Annotated in this window: 18 protein-coding genes and 1 other RNA gene; 11 read left to right on the top strand and 8 right to left on the bottom strand. The window is 65.4% G+C overall.

What is annotated here, in order from left to right:
- Window positions 1-430: 430 nt before the first annotated feature.
- The 4 genes from ACZ1A1_RS08365 to ACZ1A1_RS08350 all read right to left on the bottom strand — a co-directional run bounded on the left by ACZ1A1_RS08365 (window position 431) and on the right by ACZ1A1_RS08350 (window position 4,451).
- Window positions 431-1,366, bottom strand: coding sequence for a DMT family transporter (locus ACZ1A1_RS08365; RefSeq protein WP_463619503.1), 936 nt, complete (start codon window positions 1,364-1,366; stop codon window positions 431-433).
- A gap of 133 nt (window positions 1,367-1,499) precedes the next feature.
- Entirely contained in the window at window positions 1,500-2,696 is a 1,197-nt protein-coding gene (locus tag ACZ1A1_RS08360) for a lytic murein transglycosylase (protein ID WP_463619502.1), read from the bottom strand.
- A gap of 156 nt (window positions 2,697-2,852) precedes the next feature.
- Window positions 2,853-3,632, bottom strand: coding sequence for a glycoside hydrolase family 25 protein (locus ACZ1A1_RS08355; RefSeq protein ID WP_463619501.1), 780 nt, complete (start codon window positions 3,630-3,632; stop codon window positions 2,853-2,855).
- Window positions 3,633-3,788: 156 nt separating this feature from the next.
- A complete protein-coding gene (locus ACZ1A1_RS08350) occupies window positions 3,789-4,451 on the bottom strand; it encodes an outer membrane protein (RefSeq protein ID WP_463619500.1) in 663 nt (220 codons plus the stop codon).
- Window positions 4,452-4,683: 232 nt separating this feature from the next.
- On the opposite strand from ACZ1A1_RS08350, the gene ACZ1A1_RS08345 reads away from it, so the two are divergent.
- Complete coding sequence (locus tag ACZ1A1_RS08345; RefSeq protein WP_463619499.1) at window positions 4,684-6,090, top strand: serine hydrolase domain-containing protein; 1,407 nt, start codon at window positions 4,684-4,686, stop codon at window positions 6,088-6,090.
- Here ACZ1A1_RS08345 and ACZ1A1_RS08340 read toward each other — a convergent pair.
- Window positions 6,075-6,476, bottom strand: a complete 402-nt coding sequence (locus ACZ1A1_RS08340; RefSeq protein WP_463619498.1) for a ketosteroid isomerase-related protein — start codon at window positions 6,474-6,476, stop codon at window positions 6,075-6,077. The genes ACZ1A1_RS08345 and ACZ1A1_RS08340 overlap by 16 nt on opposite strands.
- 82 nt (window positions 6,477-6,558) lie before the next feature.
- Between ACZ1A1_RS08340 and ACZ1A1_RS08335 the strand changes: the two genes are divergently transcribed.
- A complete protein-coding gene (locus ACZ1A1_RS08335; protein ID WP_463619497.1) occupies window positions 6,559-7,146 on the top strand; it encodes a GNAT family N-acetyltransferase in 588 nt (195 codons plus the stop codon).
- A gap of 184 nt (window positions 7,147-7,330) precedes the next feature.
- On the opposite strand, the gene ACZ1A1_RS08330 is transcribed toward ACZ1A1_RS08335, so the two are convergent.
- The 3 genes from ACZ1A1_RS08330 to ACZ1A1_RS08320 all read right to left on the bottom strand — a co-directional run bounded on the left by ACZ1A1_RS08330 (window position 7,331) and on the right by ACZ1A1_RS08320 (window position 10,330).
- On the bottom strand, window positions 7,331-8,281 hold the full coding sequence (locus ACZ1A1_RS08330) for a transglycosylase SLT domain-containing protein (RefSeq protein WP_463619496.1): 951 nt from the start codon (window positions 8,279-8,281) through the stop codon (window positions 7,331-7,333).
- 132 nt (window positions 8,282-8,413) lie between these two features.
- Window positions 8,414-9,043, bottom strand: coding sequence for a LysE family translocator (locus ACZ1A1_RS08325; RefSeq protein WP_463619495.1), 630 nt, complete (start codon window positions 9,041-9,043; stop codon window positions 8,414-8,416).
- Window positions 9,044-9,115: 72 nt separating this feature from the next.
- The gene (locus ACZ1A1_RS08320; protein WP_119255975.1) at window positions 9,116-10,330 is read right to left on the bottom strand and encodes a pyrophosphate--fructose-6-phosphate 1-phosphotransferase; all 1,215 of its coding nucleotides are present in this window, start codon (window positions 10,328-10,330) and stop codon (window positions 9,116-9,118) included.
- Window positions 10,331-10,569: 239 nt separating this feature from the next.
- On the opposite strand from ACZ1A1_RS08320, the gene ACZ1A1_RS08315 reads away from it, so the two are divergent.
- From ACZ1A1_RS08315 to ACZ1A1_RS08275, 9 genes are all read left to right on the top strand, one after another.
- Window positions 10,570-11,310 carry a DnaJ family molecular chaperone gene (locus ACZ1A1_RS08315; RefSeq protein ID WP_318909384.1) on the top strand — a complete coding sequence of 247 codons (741 nt, stop codon included), beginning with the start codon at window positions 10,570-10,572 and terminating at the stop codon, window positions 11,308-11,310.
- On the top strand, window positions 11,307-12,071 hold the full coding sequence (locus ACZ1A1_RS08310; RefSeq protein WP_463619494.1) for an N-acetylmuramoyl-L-alanine amidase: 765 nt from the start codon (window positions 11,307-11,309) through the stop codon (window positions 12,069-12,071). Before ACZ1A1_RS08315 ends, ACZ1A1_RS08310 begins: the two co-directional genes overlap by 4 nt.
- Before the next feature lie 224 nt (window positions 12,072-12,295).
- Complete coding sequence (locus ACZ1A1_RS08305) at window positions 12,296-12,946, top strand: lytic transglycosylase domain-containing protein (RefSeq protein ID WP_463619493.1); 651 nt, start codon at window positions 12,296-12,298, stop codon at window positions 12,944-12,946.
- A gap of 73 nt (window positions 12,947-13,019) precedes the next feature.
- Entirely contained in the window at window positions 13,020-14,201 is a 1,182-nt protein-coding gene (locus tag ACZ1A1_RS08300; RefSeq protein ID WP_463619492.1) for an NAD(P)/FAD-dependent oxidoreductase, read from the top strand.
- A gap of 41 nt (window positions 14,202-14,242) precedes the next feature.
- Window positions 14,243-14,638, top strand: an RNA gene (gene rnpB / locus ACZ1A1_RS08295) — RNase P RNA component class A.
- Window positions 14,639-15,057: 419 nt separating this feature from the next.
- Window positions 15,058-15,498 (top strand): division/cell wall cluster transcriptional repressor MraZ, encoded by a 441-nt coding sequence (mraZ, locus tag ACZ1A1_RS08290; RefSeq protein WP_415215908.1) that lies wholly within the window; start codon window positions 15,058-15,060, stop codon window positions 15,496-15,498.
- Between the two features lie 14 nt (window positions 15,499-15,512).
- On the top strand, window positions 15,513-16,538 hold the full coding sequence (gene rsmH, locus ACZ1A1_RS08285) for a 16S rRNA (cytosine(1402)-N(4))-methyltransferase RsmH (RefSeq protein ID WP_463619491.1): 1,026 nt from the start codon (window positions 15,513-15,515) through the stop codon (window positions 16,536-16,538).
- A 3-nt stretch (window positions 16,539-16,541) separates the two neighbouring features.
- A complete protein-coding gene (gene ftsL / locus ACZ1A1_RS08280; protein WP_415215906.1) occupies window positions 16,542-16,922 on the top strand; it encodes a cell division protein FtsL in 381 nt (126 codons plus the stop codon).
- Entirely contained in the window at window positions 16,922-18,664 is a 1,743-nt protein-coding gene (locus ACZ1A1_RS08275) for a peptidoglycan D,D-transpeptidase FtsI family protein (protein WP_313192755.1), read from the top strand. Before ftsL ends, ACZ1A1_RS08275 begins: the two co-directional genes overlap by 1 nt.
- Window positions 18,665-18,678 lie beyond the last annotated feature (14 nt).

Below are 18,678 nucleotides of genomic sequence, written 5' to 3'. Positions count from 1 at the left end.
ATGCATTGCTTTGAATGGGTTTCGGCAGGGTTTCTCGGTTTAGCCCCTGACCTTTCTGCTTCGCTTGTGCCGCCTCAGATGAAGATCATCGTCGCGACGAAGAGGAACGCTGCACTGATCATCAGAACATTCAAGGAATGTGTGAGTCCCATGGCTGACCTCCTTGCGTCTACGGTTCGATATTACGACCGAAAAAAGCGGGTTGGAAAGGTGTTTTGTTGCTGCGTTGCAACATCCGGCGCGTGCCGGGCAGTTATTCACAACGCTAACCTGCTGAACTTCCTCCTTTTTTGTATCCGCCACAAAAAAATCACAATCCCTACCGGATGACGAATGCCGACATTGTGCATTTACCATTGTGGCGCAAGTCGGACCCGCAATCCGCCGGATTGCCATGAAACGGCCGGAAAGGCGCTTTGTTCCGCCGCCCTCAACCGGCCCTGAAACGGGCGAGGGCGCGGCCGTCCAGCACCACGAGGCCCATGAGGACGAGCGCCATGCCCAGCATTCCGAGCGGCGTCAGCCGCTCGCCGAGGAAGAGCATGCCGGCGAGGATGGCGCTGGGCGGCACGAGCAGGGTGACGAGCGAGGTGTTCGTGGCGCCCGCCGCGGCCATGATTCGGAAGAAGAGGATGTAGCCGTAGGCGGTGGACAGCAGCGCCAGCGCCAGGACGGCGAGGATGGCGGGCAGCGGGGGCAGGGGAAGCTGCCAGGGCGAATCGGCGATGAGAGAGACCGGCAGCACCAGCAGCGTCGCGGCGGTGAGCTGCCCGGCCGCCGTGACCGGCGGGGCGACGCCGCGAAAGCGTTTGCCGTAGGTCGCGGCAAGGCCGTAGGAGATGGCGGCGAAGACCGGCAGAATGACCGCCCAGAGCGGCGGGCCGCCGTCGCCGGTGAAGGGCGCCAGCGCCCGCGGGCCGATCAGCACCGCCGTGCCGAGAAGGCCGATGAGGCAGCCCGCGATCTTCTGCGGGGAGAGCTTCTCGTCCACCGTCATGCTGTTGGCGATGAGCACGGTGAAGATCGGCGTCGTCGCGTTGAGGATGGAGGCGAGCCCCGCGCCGATCTGCGTCTGGCCGAGGAAGATCAGGAGATGCGGCACGGCATTGTTGATGAGGCCGAGCAGCAGGAATTCGCGCCAGCGGGCGCGCAGCGTCGGATAGATGTCGAAGCGGCCGGCGATATAGACGTGCAGGGCAAGCGCCGCGATGCCGACGCGCAGCAGCACCAGCGTTGCGGGCGGCACGTGGGCGACGGCGACGCGGGCGAAGAAGAACGAGCCGCCCCAGATCATGCCGAGAAGGGCGAGCAGGCCCCAGGTCTGGACATTCATGCGCGGCGGCGCGGCCGCAAGCGACTGTTGCATCGTTCCCCCCGAAGGCATCCGGCGGACGGATGCGGTGCGATAGAAAGCGGCGTCGCCCGGTTTCGGTCGGGCAGCGCCGCTCAGGTCGTGGCAGTCCTATCGCAGCGGGTGCCAGCCCGCCACCCGATTTCCGTCAGAGGGCGGAAAGCAGGGCCTGCGTCGCCCAGCCGTCGGCCGGCAGGCCGAGGCGCAGCTGTTCCTTCTGGATCGCCGCGCGCGTGCCGGAGCCGAGGATGCCGTCGATCTTGCCGACATCGTGGCCATGGGCCTGCAGCTTGGTCTGGAGCTGCTTCATGCCGTCCTCGGAAAGGCCTTCCTCCGGGGTGCCGCGCTCATAGGGCGGGGCGCCGGCAAGGCGGGTCGCGAAATAGGCGGCCGAGGTCGTGTAGATGAACGACTGGTTCCATTCGAGATAGATGTTGAAGTTCGGATAGGTCATGAAGGCCGGGCCCTTGCGGCCCTGCGGCAGCACGACGGAGGCTTCGAGATTGCCGAAGGACGTGTCGCCGTCGCGCGGCTTGACGCCGAGCGCGAACCAGTCGCTCGCCTTCATGCCCGGCTGCAGGCCGGTCTTCTCGAAGGGCAGGTCGTCCGGCACGCTGATTTCCTGTATCCAGGGCTGGCCCTTCGTAAAGCCGAGATGCTGGATGAACTTGGCCGCCGTCAGGATGGCGTCGGGCGCGCTCTTCTTGACGTCGATATGGCCATTGCCGTCGCCGTCCACGCCGAATTCGATGATATCCTTCGGCAGCATCTGCACCTGGCCGATCTCGCCGGCCCAGGCGCCCGTCGTGCCGTTCGGGTCGAGGTCGCCATGGCCGACCATCTCGATGGCCGCGAGGAGCTGCTTGCGGAAGATTTCCGGGCGGCGGCAGTCATGCGAGAGCGTCACGAGGGCGTTGCGGGTGTTGAAATCGCCCTGCACGGCGCCGAAGTCGGTCTCCATGGCCCAGAAGGCGGCGATGATCGGGCCCGGCACGCCGAATTCCTGCTCGGCGCGGGCGAAGACCTCGGAAAGGTCCTTCAGCTTCTTGCGGCCGATGTCGAGGCGGGCCTGGCTGACCGTGCGCTTGGAGAATTCGAGGAAGGTCTGGCGGAAGACGCCCTGCGCGCGGTCGCGCGACAGCACCTTCTGGTCGATCGCCGCGCCGGCCAGCGCCCGGTCGGCGACCTCGGCGGAAACGCCGCGCGACAGCGCCTCGGCCTTCACGCCTTCGAGGAAGGCGGCAAGGTCGCCGCCGCAGGCGGGCGCCGTCTGGGCATGGGCGCTGCCGGCCAGAAGAAAGGCCGCAAGGCTTGCTGCAAGTGTCGTCTTCAGGGGATGCCGCATCCGTTGTGCTCCTTGGTCCGTTGCCTTGTCATCCGGGATCGCCCGGTTGTCTCAGATGCCGGCTGTCTCAGATGAATGTGACGGAAGCAAGAAGAAAACGGCGGGCGCCTTGCGCCGCCGTTCTTTCTCGCGCCTTTGTTGCATTCGCTGGCGGCGTCAGCGGGAAACCGAGGCGACCCACTTGTTCCAGTTCCTGGCCGAGCCCGCGAAGACGTTGATGTCCGTATTGGTCGGAACGCCCGGAACGACGCCGGTGGAGGTATATTGCCAGAAGGCCCATTTGCGCGCCGGATAGATGTTTTCCGGGTGGTTGGCCACCGAGCGCAGCCAGAAGGGATAGCCGTCGAAATACCCGACGAGGTTGTCGCGGTGGAAGTCGACGGTCGTGTAGATGATCGGCCGCTTGCCGTAATGCGCCTCGAGGCGGTCCATGAAGCGCTTGAGGACCGTGCGCACCTCGTCGGCCGGAGGGCGGGTCTTGCAGGTGGGCGAGGCGGGGTTCCACTCGGCATCCAGCACCGGCGGAAGCTGCACGGCCTCCTTCGGCACATTGGCGATGAACCAGTCCGCCTGGGCATCCGCCGTCGAGCAGAAATAATAGAAGTGATAGGGGGCGTGGAGGACGCCGGCGGTCTTCGCGCCCTGCCAGTATTCGGCAAAGCGGCCGTCGATGCGGTCGGTGCCCTCGGTCGCCTTCAGGAAGGCGAAGGAGACGCCGCCCTTCTTGGCCGCCTGCCAGTCGATATCGCCGTTCCACTTGGAAACGTCGATGCCGTGAATCTGGTGGCGGTGCGGGCTGCGGGCGCCGAAATCCTGCGGGTCCTTGTCGGCGAAACGCGGCGGAAGCGAGCCGGTGACGCCGAGGTCGTAATCCGTGGTGGAGCAGGACGTCGCCAGAAGGGCGAGGGGCAGGAGAGCCAGAATCAACCGACGCATGGAGGTCCCGTTTTTGCGCGTTTACCAATCCTGCCTCGAATGAACCGGGCCGTAAAGGGGAGCGCGCGAGACGGGTCCCATGACCTATCGTGCATTTTCGTAAAATTACGGTTAGCGGGACGTTAAGCCGGGGCGACGGATCGCCCCGGCCTCCCGTCAGAATTTCATGCTCACGCCGAGCATGATGGAATGCGAATCGATGTCGCCGTCCGAACCGGCAACGCCGAAGACATCGGACTTGTTGTAGTCCGTGTAGCGATATTCGAGGCGCCCGGCGAGATTGTCGGTGAAGGCGTGCTCGACACCGGCGCCGATCGTCCAGCCGTGGAAGGTTTCCTTGTCGATCGCGCCGGCCGGGTCGGTCAGCTTGGCATTGGTGAAGGCGTAGCCGCCCGTGCCGTAGATCAGGGTGCGGTCGATGGCGTAGCCGAGGCGTGCGCGGACGGAGCCGCCCCAGGTCGTTTCATATTCGAAGGGCGCGCCGCCGCTCGTGAAGCGCTCGTTGTTGAAGTCGTGCTTCACATCGGCTTCGACACCGTAGACCCAGCCATTGTTGAAGAAGTTGTAGCCGGCAAAGGCGCCGAGGGCCCAGCCGTCCATGCTGTGGTCGCCCGGCAGGCCGCCGCCGGTATAGTCGCCGTGCGTCCAGGCATAGCCCGTGTTCACGCCGACATAGAAGCCGCCCCAGTCGTAGACGCCCGCCGTCTCGGTAATCGGGGTCTCCACCGGCGGTTCGGCCACGGCCATGTCGGCCGCGAAAGCCGGCAGGGCGCCCGCGGTTACCAGGATGCCGGCGGCACCGAAGATCATGGATTTCATAGGATAGTCCTTCCCACTCGTTTGACGCGCGAAGCCCCACGCACGAATGACAACACCGCCCGAACGCACCAATCCGGCGATGGTTCCGCAAAAATAGGCGCCGTTCGGGGCGATAGCGTGGCATTTCGGTCAATCGGTCGGCCGGCCGGAGGGCAGGTCTGCCGCCGGCAATCCGAAAAGCCTTTTCATGACAAGGGAATCCTGCTTGTCTCCTGCCGAAGGAGAGGCCGCGATGAGACGATTGCAAAGGCTGGCCGCTTGGACGCTGACCGTCCTTGCCCTTGTCCTTGTGGTGGGGGCGAGCTGGCTCATCGTATCGCCGCCGTCGCTGCTCAGCGTCGGCTCCGGCTATGCGGCCAAGATCGTCTGCTCCAATGTCTTCGTCGCCGGGCGCGACCCGGCAACGGTGCTGGCCGAGGATGTGCAGGCGCCCGGCCATCCGCTCCTGAAGCTGATGCGGCAGGATGTCGACTTCAGAGAAAAAACGGTGACGACGCATCTCCTCGGCCTCTTCGCGCCGGGCTATGCCGTCTGGCACGAGGGATTCGGCTGCTCCGGCGTGCCGGACGGCGATTTCCGCGCCGCGCAGCAGGCGGTTTCCGACGTGCCGCTGCCGAGAATCGCGGCGGGCGATCCCGCCACCCCCTGGCCGGACGGCGAGGCGGTGATGCCGGATGCGCGCCTTGCCGCTCTCCTCGCCGATCCCGCCCTTGCCGGGCCGGGCATGCGGGCGATCGTCGTGGTGCATGACGGGCGCATCGTCGCCGAGGCCTATGGCGACGGGTTTTCCGAAGCGACGCCGCTCCTCGGTTGGTCGATGACCAAGACCGTCAATGCCGCGCTGATCGGCCGGTTGATGCTGGCGGGCGGGCTGTCGCCCGACATGACCGATCTCTTCACGGAATGGCGCGGGGATGCGCGCTCGACCATCACGCTCGGCCAGCTTCTCGCCATGGAGAGCGGGCTTGCCTTCAACGAGGACTACGGCGCCGTCACGGACGTCACGCGCATGCTGTTCCTCGAACCCGACATGTCGCGCTTTGCGATCGCCCAGCCGCTGGCGGCCAATCCGGGCGAGGCATTCAACTATTCGAGCGGTACGGCCGTCCTGCTTTCACGGCTCTGGATGGGCGCGCTCGGCGGGCGGGCGCAGGCGCTGTCCTTCCCCGCAAGGGCCCTGTTCGGCCCGCTCGGCATGGCGAGCGCCGTCATGGAGACCGACGAGACGGGTATCTTCGTCGGCTCGTCCTACATGTATGCGACGGCGCGCGACTGGGCGCGGTTCTCGCTGCTGCTGCTGAACGACGGCGTCTGGAAGGAAAGCCGGCTGCTGCCGCAGGGCTTCGTCGCGGCGATGGCGGCGCCCAGCAAGGCGTCGGGCGGCATCTACAGCCATATGCAGACCTGGACGAACGGGCCGGGCGAAAAGCGCGACGCGGATTACGGTCTTCCGGAAGATGCCTTCTGGATCCTCGGGCATGACGGGCAGTCGGCGGCGATCATCCCCTCGCGCGGGCTGGCGGTGATCCGGCTGGGGCTGACGCCGTCGAAACTCGGCTATCGGCCCCAGCCGCTGGTCAGAAGCATCCTCGACGCGCTGGATGCGTCGAAGCTTCAGGCCGGTCAGACGCCGACCTGAGCGATCCAGTCGTTGAGATTGTAGGTGTTGGAGATGCGCGCGACCTTGCCGTCGCGGATCTCGAAGAAGGCGCCGGCGGGCAGGATATAGGTCTGGCCGTTCGCCTCCGGCAGGCCCTCGTCGGTGACGAGATACTGGCCGTTGACGACGAATTCGGCCGCCCCGCGCGCGCCGTCGTCGCTCGACATGATGACCATGTCCGTCAGCGTCTCGCGGTAGCAGCGGTTCATATGCGCCATGAAATCGCGGAAGGCGTCCTTGCCGACCTGACGTCCGCCCTGGTTGATGTCGTGGACGACGTCGTCATGCAAGAGATCGAGGAAGGCCTCCATGTCCTGCCTGTTGAAAGCGTCGTAATAGGCGCGGATCGTCTCTTTTGCTGGCATGTCATCCCTCATATCGTTGTCGCAAGGCCGAAACCCGATCGCCTTATAGCATTGTTCAAGCCCTTGGGAACATTTACGGATCATGCAGATCAAGATCGTCCACGGCGAGGCCGTTACGCCGCATATCGCCGATCTCGCGCGCCTGCGCATCGAGGTCTTCCGCGCCTTTCCCTATCTCTACGAGGGAAGCGAGGATTACGAGGCCTCCTATCTTGCGACCTATGCGCGCTCGCCCGAAAGCCTCTTCGTGCTGGCGCTCGATGGCGCACGGATCGTCGGCGCCTCGACGGGCGTGCCGATGATGGATGCCGCGGAGGAATTCAGGGCGCCGTTCGTCGCGGCCGGGATCGATCCGGCGAGGGTGTTCTATTTCGGGGAATCCGTCCTGCTCTCCAGCTACCGGGGCAGGGGGCTGGGCGTCCGCTTCTTCGAGGAGCGCGAGGCCTATGCGCGCCGCCTCGGCCGTTTCGACTGGTGCGCCTTCTGTGCGGTGGAGCGGCCGAAGGATCATCCGCTGCGTCCGGCCGATTACGTGCCGCTCGATAAGTTCTGGGGCAGGCGGGGCTACGTGCACCGCGCCGATCTTGCGACGACGCTGGCATGGCAGGATATCGGCGAGGCGGAGGAGAGCGGGAAGCCTATGTCGTTCTGGCTGAAGGCGGCGGGGTAAAGAGTGGCCCCTCATCCACCTGCCGGCACCTTCTCCCCGCAAGCGGGGCGAAGGGGAATGCCGATCCGGTTTTCCGAGAATATCAACGTTCGCGTGATGCGAGGCATCGCCACATGTCCCTTCTCCCCGCTTGCGGGGAGAAGGTCGCGGCAGCGGGATGAGGGGCCGCCGCTACCGTGCCGGTTTATCTCAGCCCGGTCTCGTCGAGCAGGCCCTTGCGCTTGGCGTGATAATAATAGCCAGCCGCATAGAGGCGCACGGCGCCGTCGTTCTTGTCGTCGGCCACGAGCCAGGCGCCGCGCAGGTACTTGCCGGCATATTTGATATTGGTCTCGGCGTCGAACAGGCCCTCGGCCGGGCCTTCGTAGCCCATGCTCTTGGCCGTCGCGTACTTGATCTGCATCAGGCCGTAGTGGCCGCGGTTGAAGGCTTTCGGATTATAGCGGCTCTCGCGCTTGACGACGCGGTGGAGCAGCGTTTCCGGGATGCCGTAGAGGCTGGCATATTTGGTGATCAGGCCGTCGATCGGCGTGCCGGATTTCTGTATCGGCTGCTCGGCCTGCGGCACGACGAGGCGGGTCTCGGTGGTCAGCACGGCGTTGCTGAGCAGGGCGGGCTTTGCGATGGGCACGATCTTGTGGGTGGCGACGAGCTGTTCGAGGCCTTCCGGCTCGCCCGTGTCGAAGCCCGGCTCCATGACGGAGACGCCGATGGCCATCTCGGTCGCCTGCGGCATTTCGCTGACCGGGACCACGCCGGCAGCGGCGGTATTGCCGGCGAGGGCGGCGGTGGCCGCGGCCGCGCCCGTCACGGGCCTCGCCTCTGCGAGCGCGGAAACCGGCATGGCCGCGCCGCCGGCATCCTCGACGGCCGCGACGGCGACCGGGGTCGGCAGGGCTTCCGGCGTGTTCTCGGTGCCGGGCTTTGCCGCGGGCATGGCGGCATAGGCGACTTCGGTGGTCGCGCCGTCGGCGTCGGCGATATCCGTCGTGGCAGGCGTTGCCGAAGCGGGCGTCACGGTCCTGGCGGTCGTTGCGTCCTCGGCCACGCTGGCGCAGCCGGCAAGCGTTGCAAGAAGGCCTGCGCAGGCAAGCGCGGCAATGCGTGCCGGACGGGAAACGGGGGTATCAGCCATGGTCGTCGCTCTCGGTTTGCCGGGGTGCGCGGGCGCCGGAACGCCCATGCTTTTGCAAATCAATCGGCCGTGGCCGTGCCCCGCTCATAACCGATCAGGCGCCAAGCGGCAACCCGCAGCGCCCGCGATGCGTCATGCCGCCGCCCGCTTGAGGCCCACGGTCAGCAGTCCGGCACTTATCAGAAGCGTTCCGCCGGTGCGGTTGACGACCTTCTGGACCGAGGGCTTGCGGATCGTCTTGCGGGCCGCGGAGGCGAGCAGCGCATAGGAAAAGGCGTTCAGCGTCGCGAGCACGAGGAAGGTCGCCTCGAAGATCGCCATCTGCGGCAGGACGGGCCGCGAGAGGTCGAGGAACTGCGGCAGGAAGGCGACGAAGAAGACGATGCTCTTCGGATTCAACGCCGTGACGACATAGGCGTGTGCGAAGATGCGGAAGGGCTTTTCCTCCGCCGGGGCCTCGCCCTCCGCGCTAGCCGCGACGGGCGCGCGCCAGAGCTTGAGGCCGAGCCAGACGAGATAGGCCGCGCCCACCCATTTCAGGACGGTGAAGACGGCGGCGGATGCGGCGAGCAGCGCGCCGAGGCCGAGCATGGAGGCGGTCATGGCGGTGAAATCGCCGAGCGCCACGCCCGCGACGGTCGCGCCCGCGGTCCGCCTTCCGTGGCCGAGCGCGTAGGAGATCACGAGGAGGATCGTCGGCCCCGGAATGGCGAGCATGACGGCGGAGGCGGCGGCGAAGGCAAGCCAGTGGTCGAAGGACATGAAAACTCCCCGGATCGATGGTCGATCCGGGGAGCAAGCCATTGCAAATTTCGGGCGTCAAGCCCGCTGCGCTCAGGCCGCCGGCTTCCACTTCTGGCCGATGACGTCCATCACCTCGCCGAACCATTTCGCCGAGGTGTCGAAGTGCTTGCCGCCCTTGATGCGCGGGAACTCGATGGTGCGCAGCTTGCCGCCCTGGCCCTCGTCGTGGCCGGTGACGCCCGAGACCTTGTTGAGCGCGCTTTCGACGGCAAGGTCGGTCATGCTCTGGATGAGGCGCAGGTCGTCGCGGTTGGCGGGGGCGGAGCGGGCGTAATAGCCCGACTTCTGCACCATGGAGCGCTCGGCGCCGAGCAGGGCGGCGAACTGCTTGGAAAACCAGTTGCCGACATTGATCGTGTCGATCTTCACATGGCCGAAGGCGTCGCGCTTGACGGTCTCGCCGGCCGCTTCCCGCTCGGCGACGATGGCGTCGAGGCAGGCGCCTTCCGAGACGAAGAGCGTGACGAAGCCAGTGCGGTCCATGACCGCCCGCAGGCGCTCGGCCTCGGCCTGGAGGTTGAAGTCCATCTCCGGCAGGTAGAGGCCGTCGATGTTCTTCAGCTGCGTGTTCATCATGAAGCCTTCGACATATTCGTTGCCGCTGGTCTTCTGGATATAGGCGCGGGCGGTCGCGGCGGTGAGCCAGCCGCAATGGCGGCCCATCACCTCATGCACCACGAGGGTGCGCGGGGCGGCGCTCTGCTCGTTGCTGACATGGTCGAAGAAGCCGGCGCCGACCTCGGCCGCCGTCCAGGCGCCGAGCGACTGGCGGATCGGCACGACGTCGTTGTCGACCGTCTTCGGCAGGCCGACGACGGTGAGGTTGTAGCCGTTGGCGCCGAGATAGGCGGCAAGGTCTGCCGCCGTCGTGTTGGTGTCGTCGCCGCCGATGGTGTGGAGGATGGTGATGCCGTCCTTGGCGAGGCGCTCGGCGGCGACGCGCAGCGGGTTCTCGCCTTCCTTGACGAGGCCGCGCTTCACGCAGTCGGCGGCGTTCGTCAGCTTCACGCGGCTGTTGCCGATGGGCGAGCCGCCATAGCGGTGGAGGAGGGGCGCCTTCTCGCGCATCTCGCGGGTGATCTCGATGCGGTCGGCAAGCAGCAAGCCCTGGTAGCCCGAGCGGTAGGCGACGAGCTCGATCTCCGGTGCGACGTCGCTATAGCGTTCGATGAGGCCCCCGACGGCGGACGACAGACAGGGCGCCAGTCCGCCTGCGGTCAGCATTGCGACTTTCTGCTTGGCCATGTTTCCTCCTCGGCTTCAGCTCGTCTCGATGGTGCGGGTTGTCTAGCGCAGAATCCCCGGAAGGGAAACGGCGCGGCGAACTTATCCGCGTTCTGTGACGGATTGTCTTTTGTGCTCCACAGGCGAAAATCACGGTGCCGGAAAATCGGATGCATCCACTTATTGAGGGGCATCAAAATTTTGTCATCCGGGTATTTCCTGCCTTGCTTTCCCTGCAATTGTCTGCTCAAGATCACCTTATGTTCCAGAACTCCCCCAGTTGCTTCGTCAGTGCCGTATGGGACCGTCTCGTCGGCATCGTCTCCGATGCCGCCAGCAATGTGCTGTCCGGCGTGGTGGAAGCCGTGCGGACGCTCTTCGAGGGCGATCCGGAGACGCGCAGGCAGGTCGCCTTTTCCGTCGCGATGATCGCGCTTTCGGCCAAGATGGCGAAGGCCGACGGCGTCGTCACGACCGCCGAGGTCGATGCCTTCAAGGACATCTTCAAGTATCCGGACAACCAGGCGGCCAATGTCGCCCGGCTCTACAACCTCGCGCGGCAGGACGTTTCCGGCTACGAGGCCTATGCGGAGAAGATGAAGGCGCTGTGCGTCTCCTGCGAGAAGAACTGCCCGATCCTCGAGGACATCGTCGACGGCCTGTTCCACATCGCCAAGGCGGACGGGCTGATCCACGAGAACGAGATGGCCTTTCTCGTCCGCGTCGCGGAGATCTTCGGCATGGCCGAGGAGCGCTTCGAGCAGATCACGGCGCGCCACGTCCATATCAGCGGGCGCGATCCCTACAAGGTGCTCGGCGTCAAGCCCAGCGACGATTTTTCCGAGATCCGCAAGCGCTACCGGGTGCTTGCCTCCGAGAACCATCCTGATAGGCTGGTGGCGCGTGGCGTGCCGGCCGAGTTCCATCAGATCGCGAACGACCGCATGGCCGCGCTCAACGCTGCCTATGAGGCGATCGAGAAGGAACGCTGCGCTGCATGAGCGCATTCACATGTGACTATTCCGGTGCCTCCGCCGCGCCGTCGCCGAATTTCGGCGAACGGGCGGGCGGGCGCTCTCCCGATATCATCCTCCTGCATTATACCGGCATGGAAACGGCCGAAGGCGCGCTGAAATGGCTTTGCGCGCCGGAAAGCGAGGTTTCCTGTCATTATCTCGTTCACGAGGACGGCCGCGTCGAGCAGCTCGTGCGGGAGGCGGATCGCGCCTGGCATGCGGGCAAGAGCGTCTGGAAGGGCGAGACCGACGTCAACTCAGCCTCCATCGGCATCGAGATCGTCAATGCCGGCCATCCCGGCGGACTGCCGGATTTCCCGGACGCGCAAATCCGTGCGGTCGTCGAACTTTGTCTCGATTGTGGCGAAAGGTGGGGTATCGCCCCCGAAAGGGTGCTGGCACACAGCGATGTGGCCCCCGTTCGCAAGGTCGATCCGGGTGAAAAATTCCCCTGGGGGCGCCTTCATGCCGGAGGCGTCGGGCACTGGGTCGAGCCCACGCCGATCGCCGGCGGGCGCTTCTTCCAGCGCGGGGATGCGGGCCAGCCCGTCGAGGCGCTGCAGACCATGCTGTCGCTCTACGGCTACGGCATTGAAATCGATGGGATTTACTCGGAAAAGACGGAGGGCGCCGTCGCCGCTTTCCAGCGTCATTTCCGGCCCGCGCAGGTCGACGGCATCGCCGATTTCTCGACCATCGACACGCTGCACAGGCTGCTTTCCACGCTGCCGCGGCTGGGTGTCTGACAGCCCATTCTTATATTCGAATATTACGGTTTGTAACAGAAGTTTACCGCTTCGCCACATCCTGACCCGATTGGGCATGTTCTTTCCGGCTGCGTTCTTGCAGCGCAGCATGCGGTCAGGGCCTGACCGCGATCAATGAGGATCGAGACGTTTGCGCAGGGTGCGCGGCTTGGATTGCCGCGGGCCAGGGCTCTGCCTTTGCGCCTTTTGGAGACTGAAACTAGATGAGAAGACTACTTGCTGCCATCAGCGCGGCCTGCCTTTGCGTGTCCGTTTTTTCCGCCGGCATGGCGCATGCCGCCTCCGGCGACTATCGCGGCCCGCTGGTGAAATCGTCCAAGGCGGAAAAGGCCGGGAGCAAGCAGAAGACCCGGAAGGCGTCGGCCAGGCGCGGCAAGCGCACGACAGTCGTCGACAGGGACGGCGTCGTCGTCGGCCAGTTGAAGACCTTCAAGAGCACGACCGGCTATCCGAAGGCGGAGAACCCGCTGAAGGCCGGCGTCCAGGCGGCCAGCTATTCCAGCCTCATCCAGACCTATGCGAAGACCTATGGCGTGCCGGTCGATCTCGCCCATGCCGTCGTCCGCGTCGAGAGCAACTTCAATCCGCGGGCCCGCGGCAGCGCCGGCGAAATCGGCCTCATGCAGATCAAGCCGGCGACGGCGCGCATGATGGGCTATCGCGGCAGCGCCAGGGGCCTCTTCGATCCCGAGACCAACATCAAGTTCGGCATGAAGTACCTCGCCATGGCGCATGACCTCGGCGGCGGCACGACCTGCGGCACCATCCTGAAATACAATGCCGGCCATGGCGCGACGCGCATGAACCCGGTTTCCAAGCGCTATTGCGGCAAGGTGCAGAGCTATATCGATTGAGGTTTGGTCCGGTCCGCCGGGCTGGATTCGGCGCGCCGCCGTGCTATGCCATCGCTGAAGAACGAGGGTGAGCATGGTTCGGCATTTCGATTTCGTCGTCGTGGGCAGGGGTATGATGGGTGCGGCGGCGGCGCGGCACCTTTCCCGAACGGGCGCCTCGGTGGCGCTCGTCGGCCGGGGCGAGCCGACGGACTGGAAGGCGCATGACGGGGTCTTCGCCAGCCATTACGACAGCGGCCGCATCACCCGCACGATCGACCAGGACCGCGACTGGGCGCTGCTCGCCAACCGCTCCATCGCCCGTTACCGCGAAATCGAGGAAGAGAGCGGCATCGCCTTCTACGGCGAGACGGGCTGCCTGATAAGCGGCCATGCGGACGGGAACTTCGTCTCGTCCGTAGCGGCGGTCGCCGCGCGATACGGCCTCGACGCGCCCCTCTTGGACCGGGCGGGACTGCGCGCGCATTTTCCATGGTTCTCGCTGCCGGAGCGTTCGGCGGGCGTCTTCGAGGCGAAGGGCGCCGGCTATATCGACCCGCGCAAACTGGTCGCCGCGCAGGTCGCCTGCATGGAAAAGGCGGGCGGCGTTTGCATTTCCGACGATGCGGTCTCCGTGACCGACGCGGGCGACCGTGCATCGGTGACGCTGCGGTCGGGCGAAGCCGTCACCGGCGGGCGCGTGCTGGTCGCGACCGGCAGCTTTTCGCGGGCGCCGGGGCTGCTGCCCCGGGTGCCGGCGCTGATCGTCAAGGCGCGGACCGTCGTTCTGGCCCAGCTTTCGCCGCGGCAGGCGGAAGCCTTCGCGGCCATGCCGTCATGGATCGACGAAAGCGCCGATCCGTCCGAGCATTTCTACCTGCTGCCGCCCATCGTCTATCCGGACGGGCATGCCTATCTCAAGATCGGCGGCGACCCGACGGATATCGAGATCGCCGAGGAGCCGGCGATCGCCGAATGGTTCCGCGGGGAGGGCAATCCGAACGCCATCGCCCATCTCAAGCGGCTGCTGGCCCGCTCCATTCCCGACCTCGATCCTGTCCGTCTCGTCGCCGCGCCGTGCGTCACGACCTATACGGTGCACGGCTATCCCTATGCCGGCTTCGTCGGCGGCGAGCGCGTCGCGCTCCTGACCGGCGGAAACGGGGCGGGGGCCAAGAGTTCCGACGAGATCGGCCGCATCGGCGCGGACCTCTTGATTCGCGGCCGGCTGGACGAGCCGGACTATGCTACCGATTTTGCCGTTCATTTCCGCTGAGGCTCTGGCGTTTCGTCGCGCCATGGGCTAGTCAGCCCCTGCCAGTTGGCCGGGCAGCCGCGCCTTGCAAGGGTCGAAAGGCCGCAGGGTGAGGAAAGTCCGGGCTCCACGGAAACACGGTGCCGGATAACGTCCGGCGGGGGCGACCCCAGGGAAAGTGCCACAGAAAGCAAACCGCCTTCCTCGGAAGGTAAGGGTGAAAGGGTGGGGTAAGAGCCCACCGCGGCCATGGCGACATGGACGGCAAGGTAAACCCCACCGGGAGCAAAACCGAATAGGGATGACGCGAACCGCGCAAGCGGTTCAGCCTGTTTCCGGGCCGGTCATCCGGGTGGGTTGCAAGAGGCCGGGCGCAAGTCCGGTCCCAGATGAATGGCTGCCACGTTCCGGTGAAAGCCGGAGCCATACAGAACCCGGCTTACAGGCCAACTGGCAAAATCTCCCTCTCGGGCATGAATTTTTCAAGCCCGCCGACGCGCTGGAATCCCGGGCGTTCGCGTCATGCGTGCGGCGCGCCGGAATGCGCGCCCGCGGCGTTTTTGCGCGTGCAGATTCAAGGCGTTGGCAGGTGGTTCCTAACCTTTTGTTAAACTTAACGCCTTATAAACATTTGACGGTCTGAACAGCGGGTAAGAGGTCTCTTCCCATTGACGCCCATGTGGTCCCATGTTATCCCAGAACCATACTGCACGAGGACGCATGAGCGTCCGATCATCGCAAAGCTTTGAGGCAAACCGGCTGGGGACGGTGCGGCGCGCATGCGTTGCATCAGGGCTGGTTCGTGCGCGTTGTGTTGTGTTGGTGATGCCGGGGTGGATGCACAGTGCTCCGGCTTTGGAAGCGGCTGTATCGCGTCATGAACCGGTTCCTGTCGAATGCGACAAACAGGATCGATGCCAAGGGGAGGGTTTCCGTTCCTTCGGCATTCCGTTCCGTCCTGTCGCAGCGCGACATCCGGGAACTTTACTGCTTCCAGGATTTCATGTTTCCGGCGATCAGCGTCGGCGGACTGGATTTGCTCGATCGTTTCGAGCGCCAGATCGCCAGCGAGGATGCTTTTTCGCCGAGGGCCAACCGGATGTCGCTCCTCATTCACGGGGGCGGCGTCTTCATGAAGCTCGATTCGGAGGGGCGCCTGCCGGTCACGGATTTCATCCGGGACTATACGGGCATCACCGCGGAGGTGACCTTTGTCGGTCGGGCGGATCATTTTCAGCTCTGGGCGCCGCAGACATTTCAAGCCACGCAGGCGGCGGCCCGGGAAGAGTTCAGGACGCGAGGTCTGGGCTCGGGGTAAGACGGAGAATCGGAATGGCGGCGGATCTTGGCGGAGGTTCTTCTGATGCCGATGGCGGATCGGTCCGTCACATTCCGGTTCTTCTCTCCGAGGTCATCGAGGCGCTCCAGCCCAAGCCCGGACAGGTCTTCCTCGACGGCACCTTCGGCGCAGGCGGCTACACCTCCGCGATCCTTACAGAAGGCGCGAGTGTCATCGGCCTCGACCGCGATCCGACGGCCATTGCCGGCGGGCAGGCGCTGGTGGAGGCTTCCGGCGGCCGGCTCACGCTCATCCATTCGCGCTTTTCCGATCTCGCGCGCCACGCGCCCGCGAGCGGGCTCGACGGCGTCGTGCTCGATATCGGCGTTTCCTCCATGCAGATCGACGAGGCAGAGCGCGGCTTCTCCTTCCAGAAGAATGGGCCGCTCGACATGCGCATGTCCGCCTCCGGCGTTTCGGCGGCCGACGTGGTGAACCGCGCCAAGGTCTCCGACCTCATCCGCATCTTCGGCTTCCTCGGCGAGGAGAAGCAGGCCGGCCGCATCGCCCGCGCCATCGAGAAGGCGCGCGAGAAGGAGCCCTTCACCACGACGCGCCAGCTCGCCAACCTCATCGAGCTGACGACGCCGCGCAAGGCCAAGGACAAGATCCATCCGGCGACGCGCGTCTTCCAGGCGCTGCGCGTCTTCGTCAACGACGAGCTCGGCGAGCTTGCCCGCGCGCTGATCGCAGCGGAACGCGCCCTGAAGCCGGGCGGCCGGCTCGTCGTCGTCAGCTTCCATTCGCTGGAAGATCGCATCGTCAAGAAATTCTTCCAGGATCGCTCCGGCAAGGCGGCGGGTTCGCGCCATCTGCCGGAGGTTCACGACAGGGCGGCAACCTTCGCACCAGTCGGACGCCCTATGGTGGCCGCCAGCGACGAGGAGAGTGCGGTCAACCCGCGCGCCAGATCCGCGAAGCTGAGAGCAGGCGAGCGCACCAGCGCGCCCGCCGGGACGGATGATCTGTCCATTTTCAACCTGCCCAACCTTGCCGGCCTCGAGAAGATGGGAAGCTGAGTGATGTTCCGTACCCTTGATGTCGTGATGATCGCCGTCATGACCGCCGCAGCCACCGTCACCTACTCGATCAAGCACCAGGCCGAGAACAAGCTCGAGGAGGTGCGCAAGCTCGATGCCGAGATCAAGCTGGAGGAGGACACCATCGACCTCCTCAAGGCCGACTGGGCGCTGCTGACGCAGCCCAACCGCCTCAACCGCCTCGTCAAGATCTTCGAAAACGACCTGAAGCTCGTGCCGACGGAATCGACCCAGCTCGCCCGGCCGAGCGAGCTGCCGATGCCGACCGCCGAACTGCCGGCGCTGCCGGAAGACAAGGTCGCCAAGGCCAAGAAACCTGCCTCGGGCACGGACGCAATCCAAACCGGATCGGTGGCACGCTGATGTCGTTTCTCTCCCGCATCATGGACGTCAAGAGCAAGGCGCATTTCAACGCCGGCGGCAACAACAACGCCAGGACCGGCGGCCAGGCCTTCGAGGGCACGCGCAAGCGCTCGGGCTCGCAGGCCCGCAGCCGCGTCGCGGTGATGATCTGCTGCTTCGGCATGGCCTATGCGGTGATCGGCGGCCGGCTCGTCCAGTACGGCATGGCCTCCACCGAGACCGTCTCCAGCATCGGCCCGGCCGACCACCTGATGGCCTCGCGCCCCGATATCGTCGACCGCAACGGCGAAATCCTCGCCACCGACATCCGCACCGTCTCGCTCTATGCCGAGCCGCACAAGATCGTCGACGCGGACGAGGCGGTCGAAATGCTCGCCACCGTGCTGCCGGACCTCGACCGCCGCGGCATCTACCGCAAGCTCACCTCCAAGTCCCGCTTCCAGTGGCTGAAGCGCCAGCTCACGCCCAAGCAGCAGAGCCGCATCCTCGCGCTCGGCATTCCCGGCATCGGCTTCCGGCCGGAAAAGCGTCGCTTCTATCCGGGCGGCGCTACCGCCTCGCACATCGTCGGCCACGTCAATATCGACAACCGCGGCATTGCCGGCATGGAGCGCTATATCGACAACCAGGGCCTTGCCGACCTTGCCGCCATCGGCATGACGAGCGATGTCAAGATGGAGCCGGTGCGCCTGTCCATCGACCTGCGCGTGCAGGCGATCGTGCGCGAGGTCGTCAAGGAGGGCATGGAGAAATACAAGGCGCTCGCCGCCGGCGCCGTCGTGCTCGACGTGCACACCGGCGAAGTGCTCGCCATGGCCTCCTACCCGGACTACGACCCGAACAATCCGGCGGAGGGCGCGAAGGAAGGCTGGATGAACCGCATGTCGAACGGTACGTTCGAGATGGGCTCGACCTTCAAGAGCTTCACGACCGCCATGGCGCTCGATTCCGGCAAGGTGAAGATCACCGACAGCTTCGACGCCCGCGCGCCGATCCGCATCGGCGGCTTCACCATCAAGGACTTCCACGGCAAGCATCGCGTGCTCTCCGTTCCGGAGATCTTCCAGTACTCCTCCAATATCGGCACGGCCAAGATGGCCGACGTCGTCGGCATCGACGCGCACAAGGAATTCCTCACCCGCATGGGACTCCTGACCCGCATGGACACCGAGCTGCCGGAGGTGAAGACCCCCAGCCAGCCGCATGTGTGGAAGAAGATCAACTCGATCACCATCTCCTTCGGCCACGGCGTTTCCACGACGCCGCTGCAGACGGCGGTCGCCGGTGCCGCGCTCATCAACGGCGGCAAGCTCCTCAACCCCACCTTCCTGCCGCGCACGCGGGAGGAGGCCGACGAGATCGCCAAGGTGGTCATCAAGCCCTCGACGGTCGAGAGCATGCGCTACCTCTTCAAGCTCAACGCGAACGACGGTTCCGGTCGCCGCTCTCTCGTTCCCGGCTTCAATGTCGGCGGCAAGACAGGCACGGCCAACAAGGTCGTCGGCGGGCGCTATTCCAACACGCAGAACTTCAACGCCTTCCTTTCGGGCTTCCCGATCGACGATCCGCAATATGTGGTCCTCACCTTCATCGACGCGCCGCAGACGGGCGAAGGCGGCGGGCGCACCGCCGGCCTCAACGCCGCGCCGATGGTGGGCGAGATCATCCGCCGATCCGCCGCGCTTCTCGGTGTAAAGCCGAAATTTGGTGAGGACGGGTCTGCCTTGCTTGTGTCTTATTGAATGGAGAAGACGGG

This window comes from Shinella sp. R2-11 (assembly GCF_055330205.1).
This window is presented reverse-complemented; position numbering and strand designations above follow the sequence as displayed.

Excerpts from the sequence above, each read along its gene's own strand:
- ACZ1A1_RS08365 (WP_463619503.1), bottom strand. The coding sequence starts at position 1,366 with ATGCAACAGTCGCTTGCGGCCGCGCCGCCGCGCATGAATGTCCAGACC.
- ACZ1A1_RS08360 (WP_463619502.1), bottom strand. The coding sequence starts at position 2,696 with ATGCGGCATCCCCTGAAGACGACACTTGCAGCAAGCCTTGCGGCCTTT.
- ACZ1A1_RS08355 (WP_463619501.1), bottom strand. The coding sequence starts at position 3,632 with ATGCGTCGGTTGATTCTGGCTCTCCTGCCCCTCGCCCTTCTGGCGACG.
- ACZ1A1_RS08350 (WP_463619500.1), bottom strand. The coding sequence starts at position 4,451 with ATGAAATCCATGATCTTCGGTGCCGCCGGCATCCTGGTAACCGCGGGC.
- ACZ1A1_RS08345 (WP_463619499.1), top strand. The coding sequence starts at position 4,684 with ATGAGACGATTGCAAAGGCTGGCCGCTTGGACGCTGACCGTCCTTGCC.
- ACZ1A1_RS08340 (WP_463619498.1), bottom strand. The coding sequence starts at position 6,476 with ATGCCAGCAAAAGAGACGATCCGCGCCTATTACGACGCTTTCAACAGG.
- ACZ1A1_RS08335 (WP_463619497.1), top strand. The coding sequence starts at position 6,559 with ATGCAGATCAAGATCGTCCACGGCGAGGCCGTTACGCCGCATATCGCC.
- ACZ1A1_RS08330 (WP_463619496.1), bottom strand. The coding sequence starts at position 8,281 with ATGGCTGATACCCCCGTTTCCCGTCCGGCACGCATTGCCGCGCTTGCC.
- ACZ1A1_RS08325 (WP_463619495.1), bottom strand. The coding sequence starts at position 9,043 with ATGTCCTTCGACCACTGGCTTGCCTTCGCCGCCGCCTCCGCCGTCATG.
- ACZ1A1_RS08320 (WP_119255975.1), bottom strand. The coding sequence starts at position 10,330 with ATGGCCAAGCAGAAAGTCGCAATGCTGACCGCAGGCGGACTGGCGCCC.
- ACZ1A1_RS08315 (WP_318909384.1), top strand. The coding sequence starts at position 10,570 with ATGTTCCAGAACTCCCCCAGTTGCTTCGTCAGTGCCGTATGGGACCGT.
- ACZ1A1_RS08310 (WP_463619494.1), top strand. The coding sequence starts at position 11,307 with ATGAGCGCATTCACATGTGACTATTCCGGTGCCTCCGCCGCGCCGTCG.
- ACZ1A1_RS08305 (WP_463619493.1), top strand. The coding sequence starts at position 12,296 with ATGAGAAGACTACTTGCTGCCATCAGCGCGGCCTGCCTTTGCGTGTCC.
- ACZ1A1_RS08300 (WP_463619492.1), top strand. The coding sequence starts at position 13,020 with ATGGTTCGGCATTTCGATTTCGTCGTCGTGGGCAGGGGTATGATGGGT.
- mraZ (WP_415215908.1), top strand. The coding sequence starts at position 15,058 with ATGAACCGGTTCCTGTCGAATGCGACAAACAGGATCGATGCCAAGGGG.
- rsmH (WP_463619491.1), top strand. The coding sequence starts at position 15,513 with ATGGCGGCGGATCTTGGCGGAGGTTCTTCTGATGCCGATGGCGGATCG.
- ftsL (WP_415215906.1), top strand. The coding sequence starts at position 16,542 with ATGTTCCGTACCCTTGATGTCGTGATGATCGCCGTCATGACCGCCGCA.
- ACZ1A1_RS08275 (WP_313192755.1), top strand. The coding sequence starts at position 16,922 with ATGTCGTTTCTCTCCCGCATCATGGACGTCAAGAGCAAGGCGCATTTC.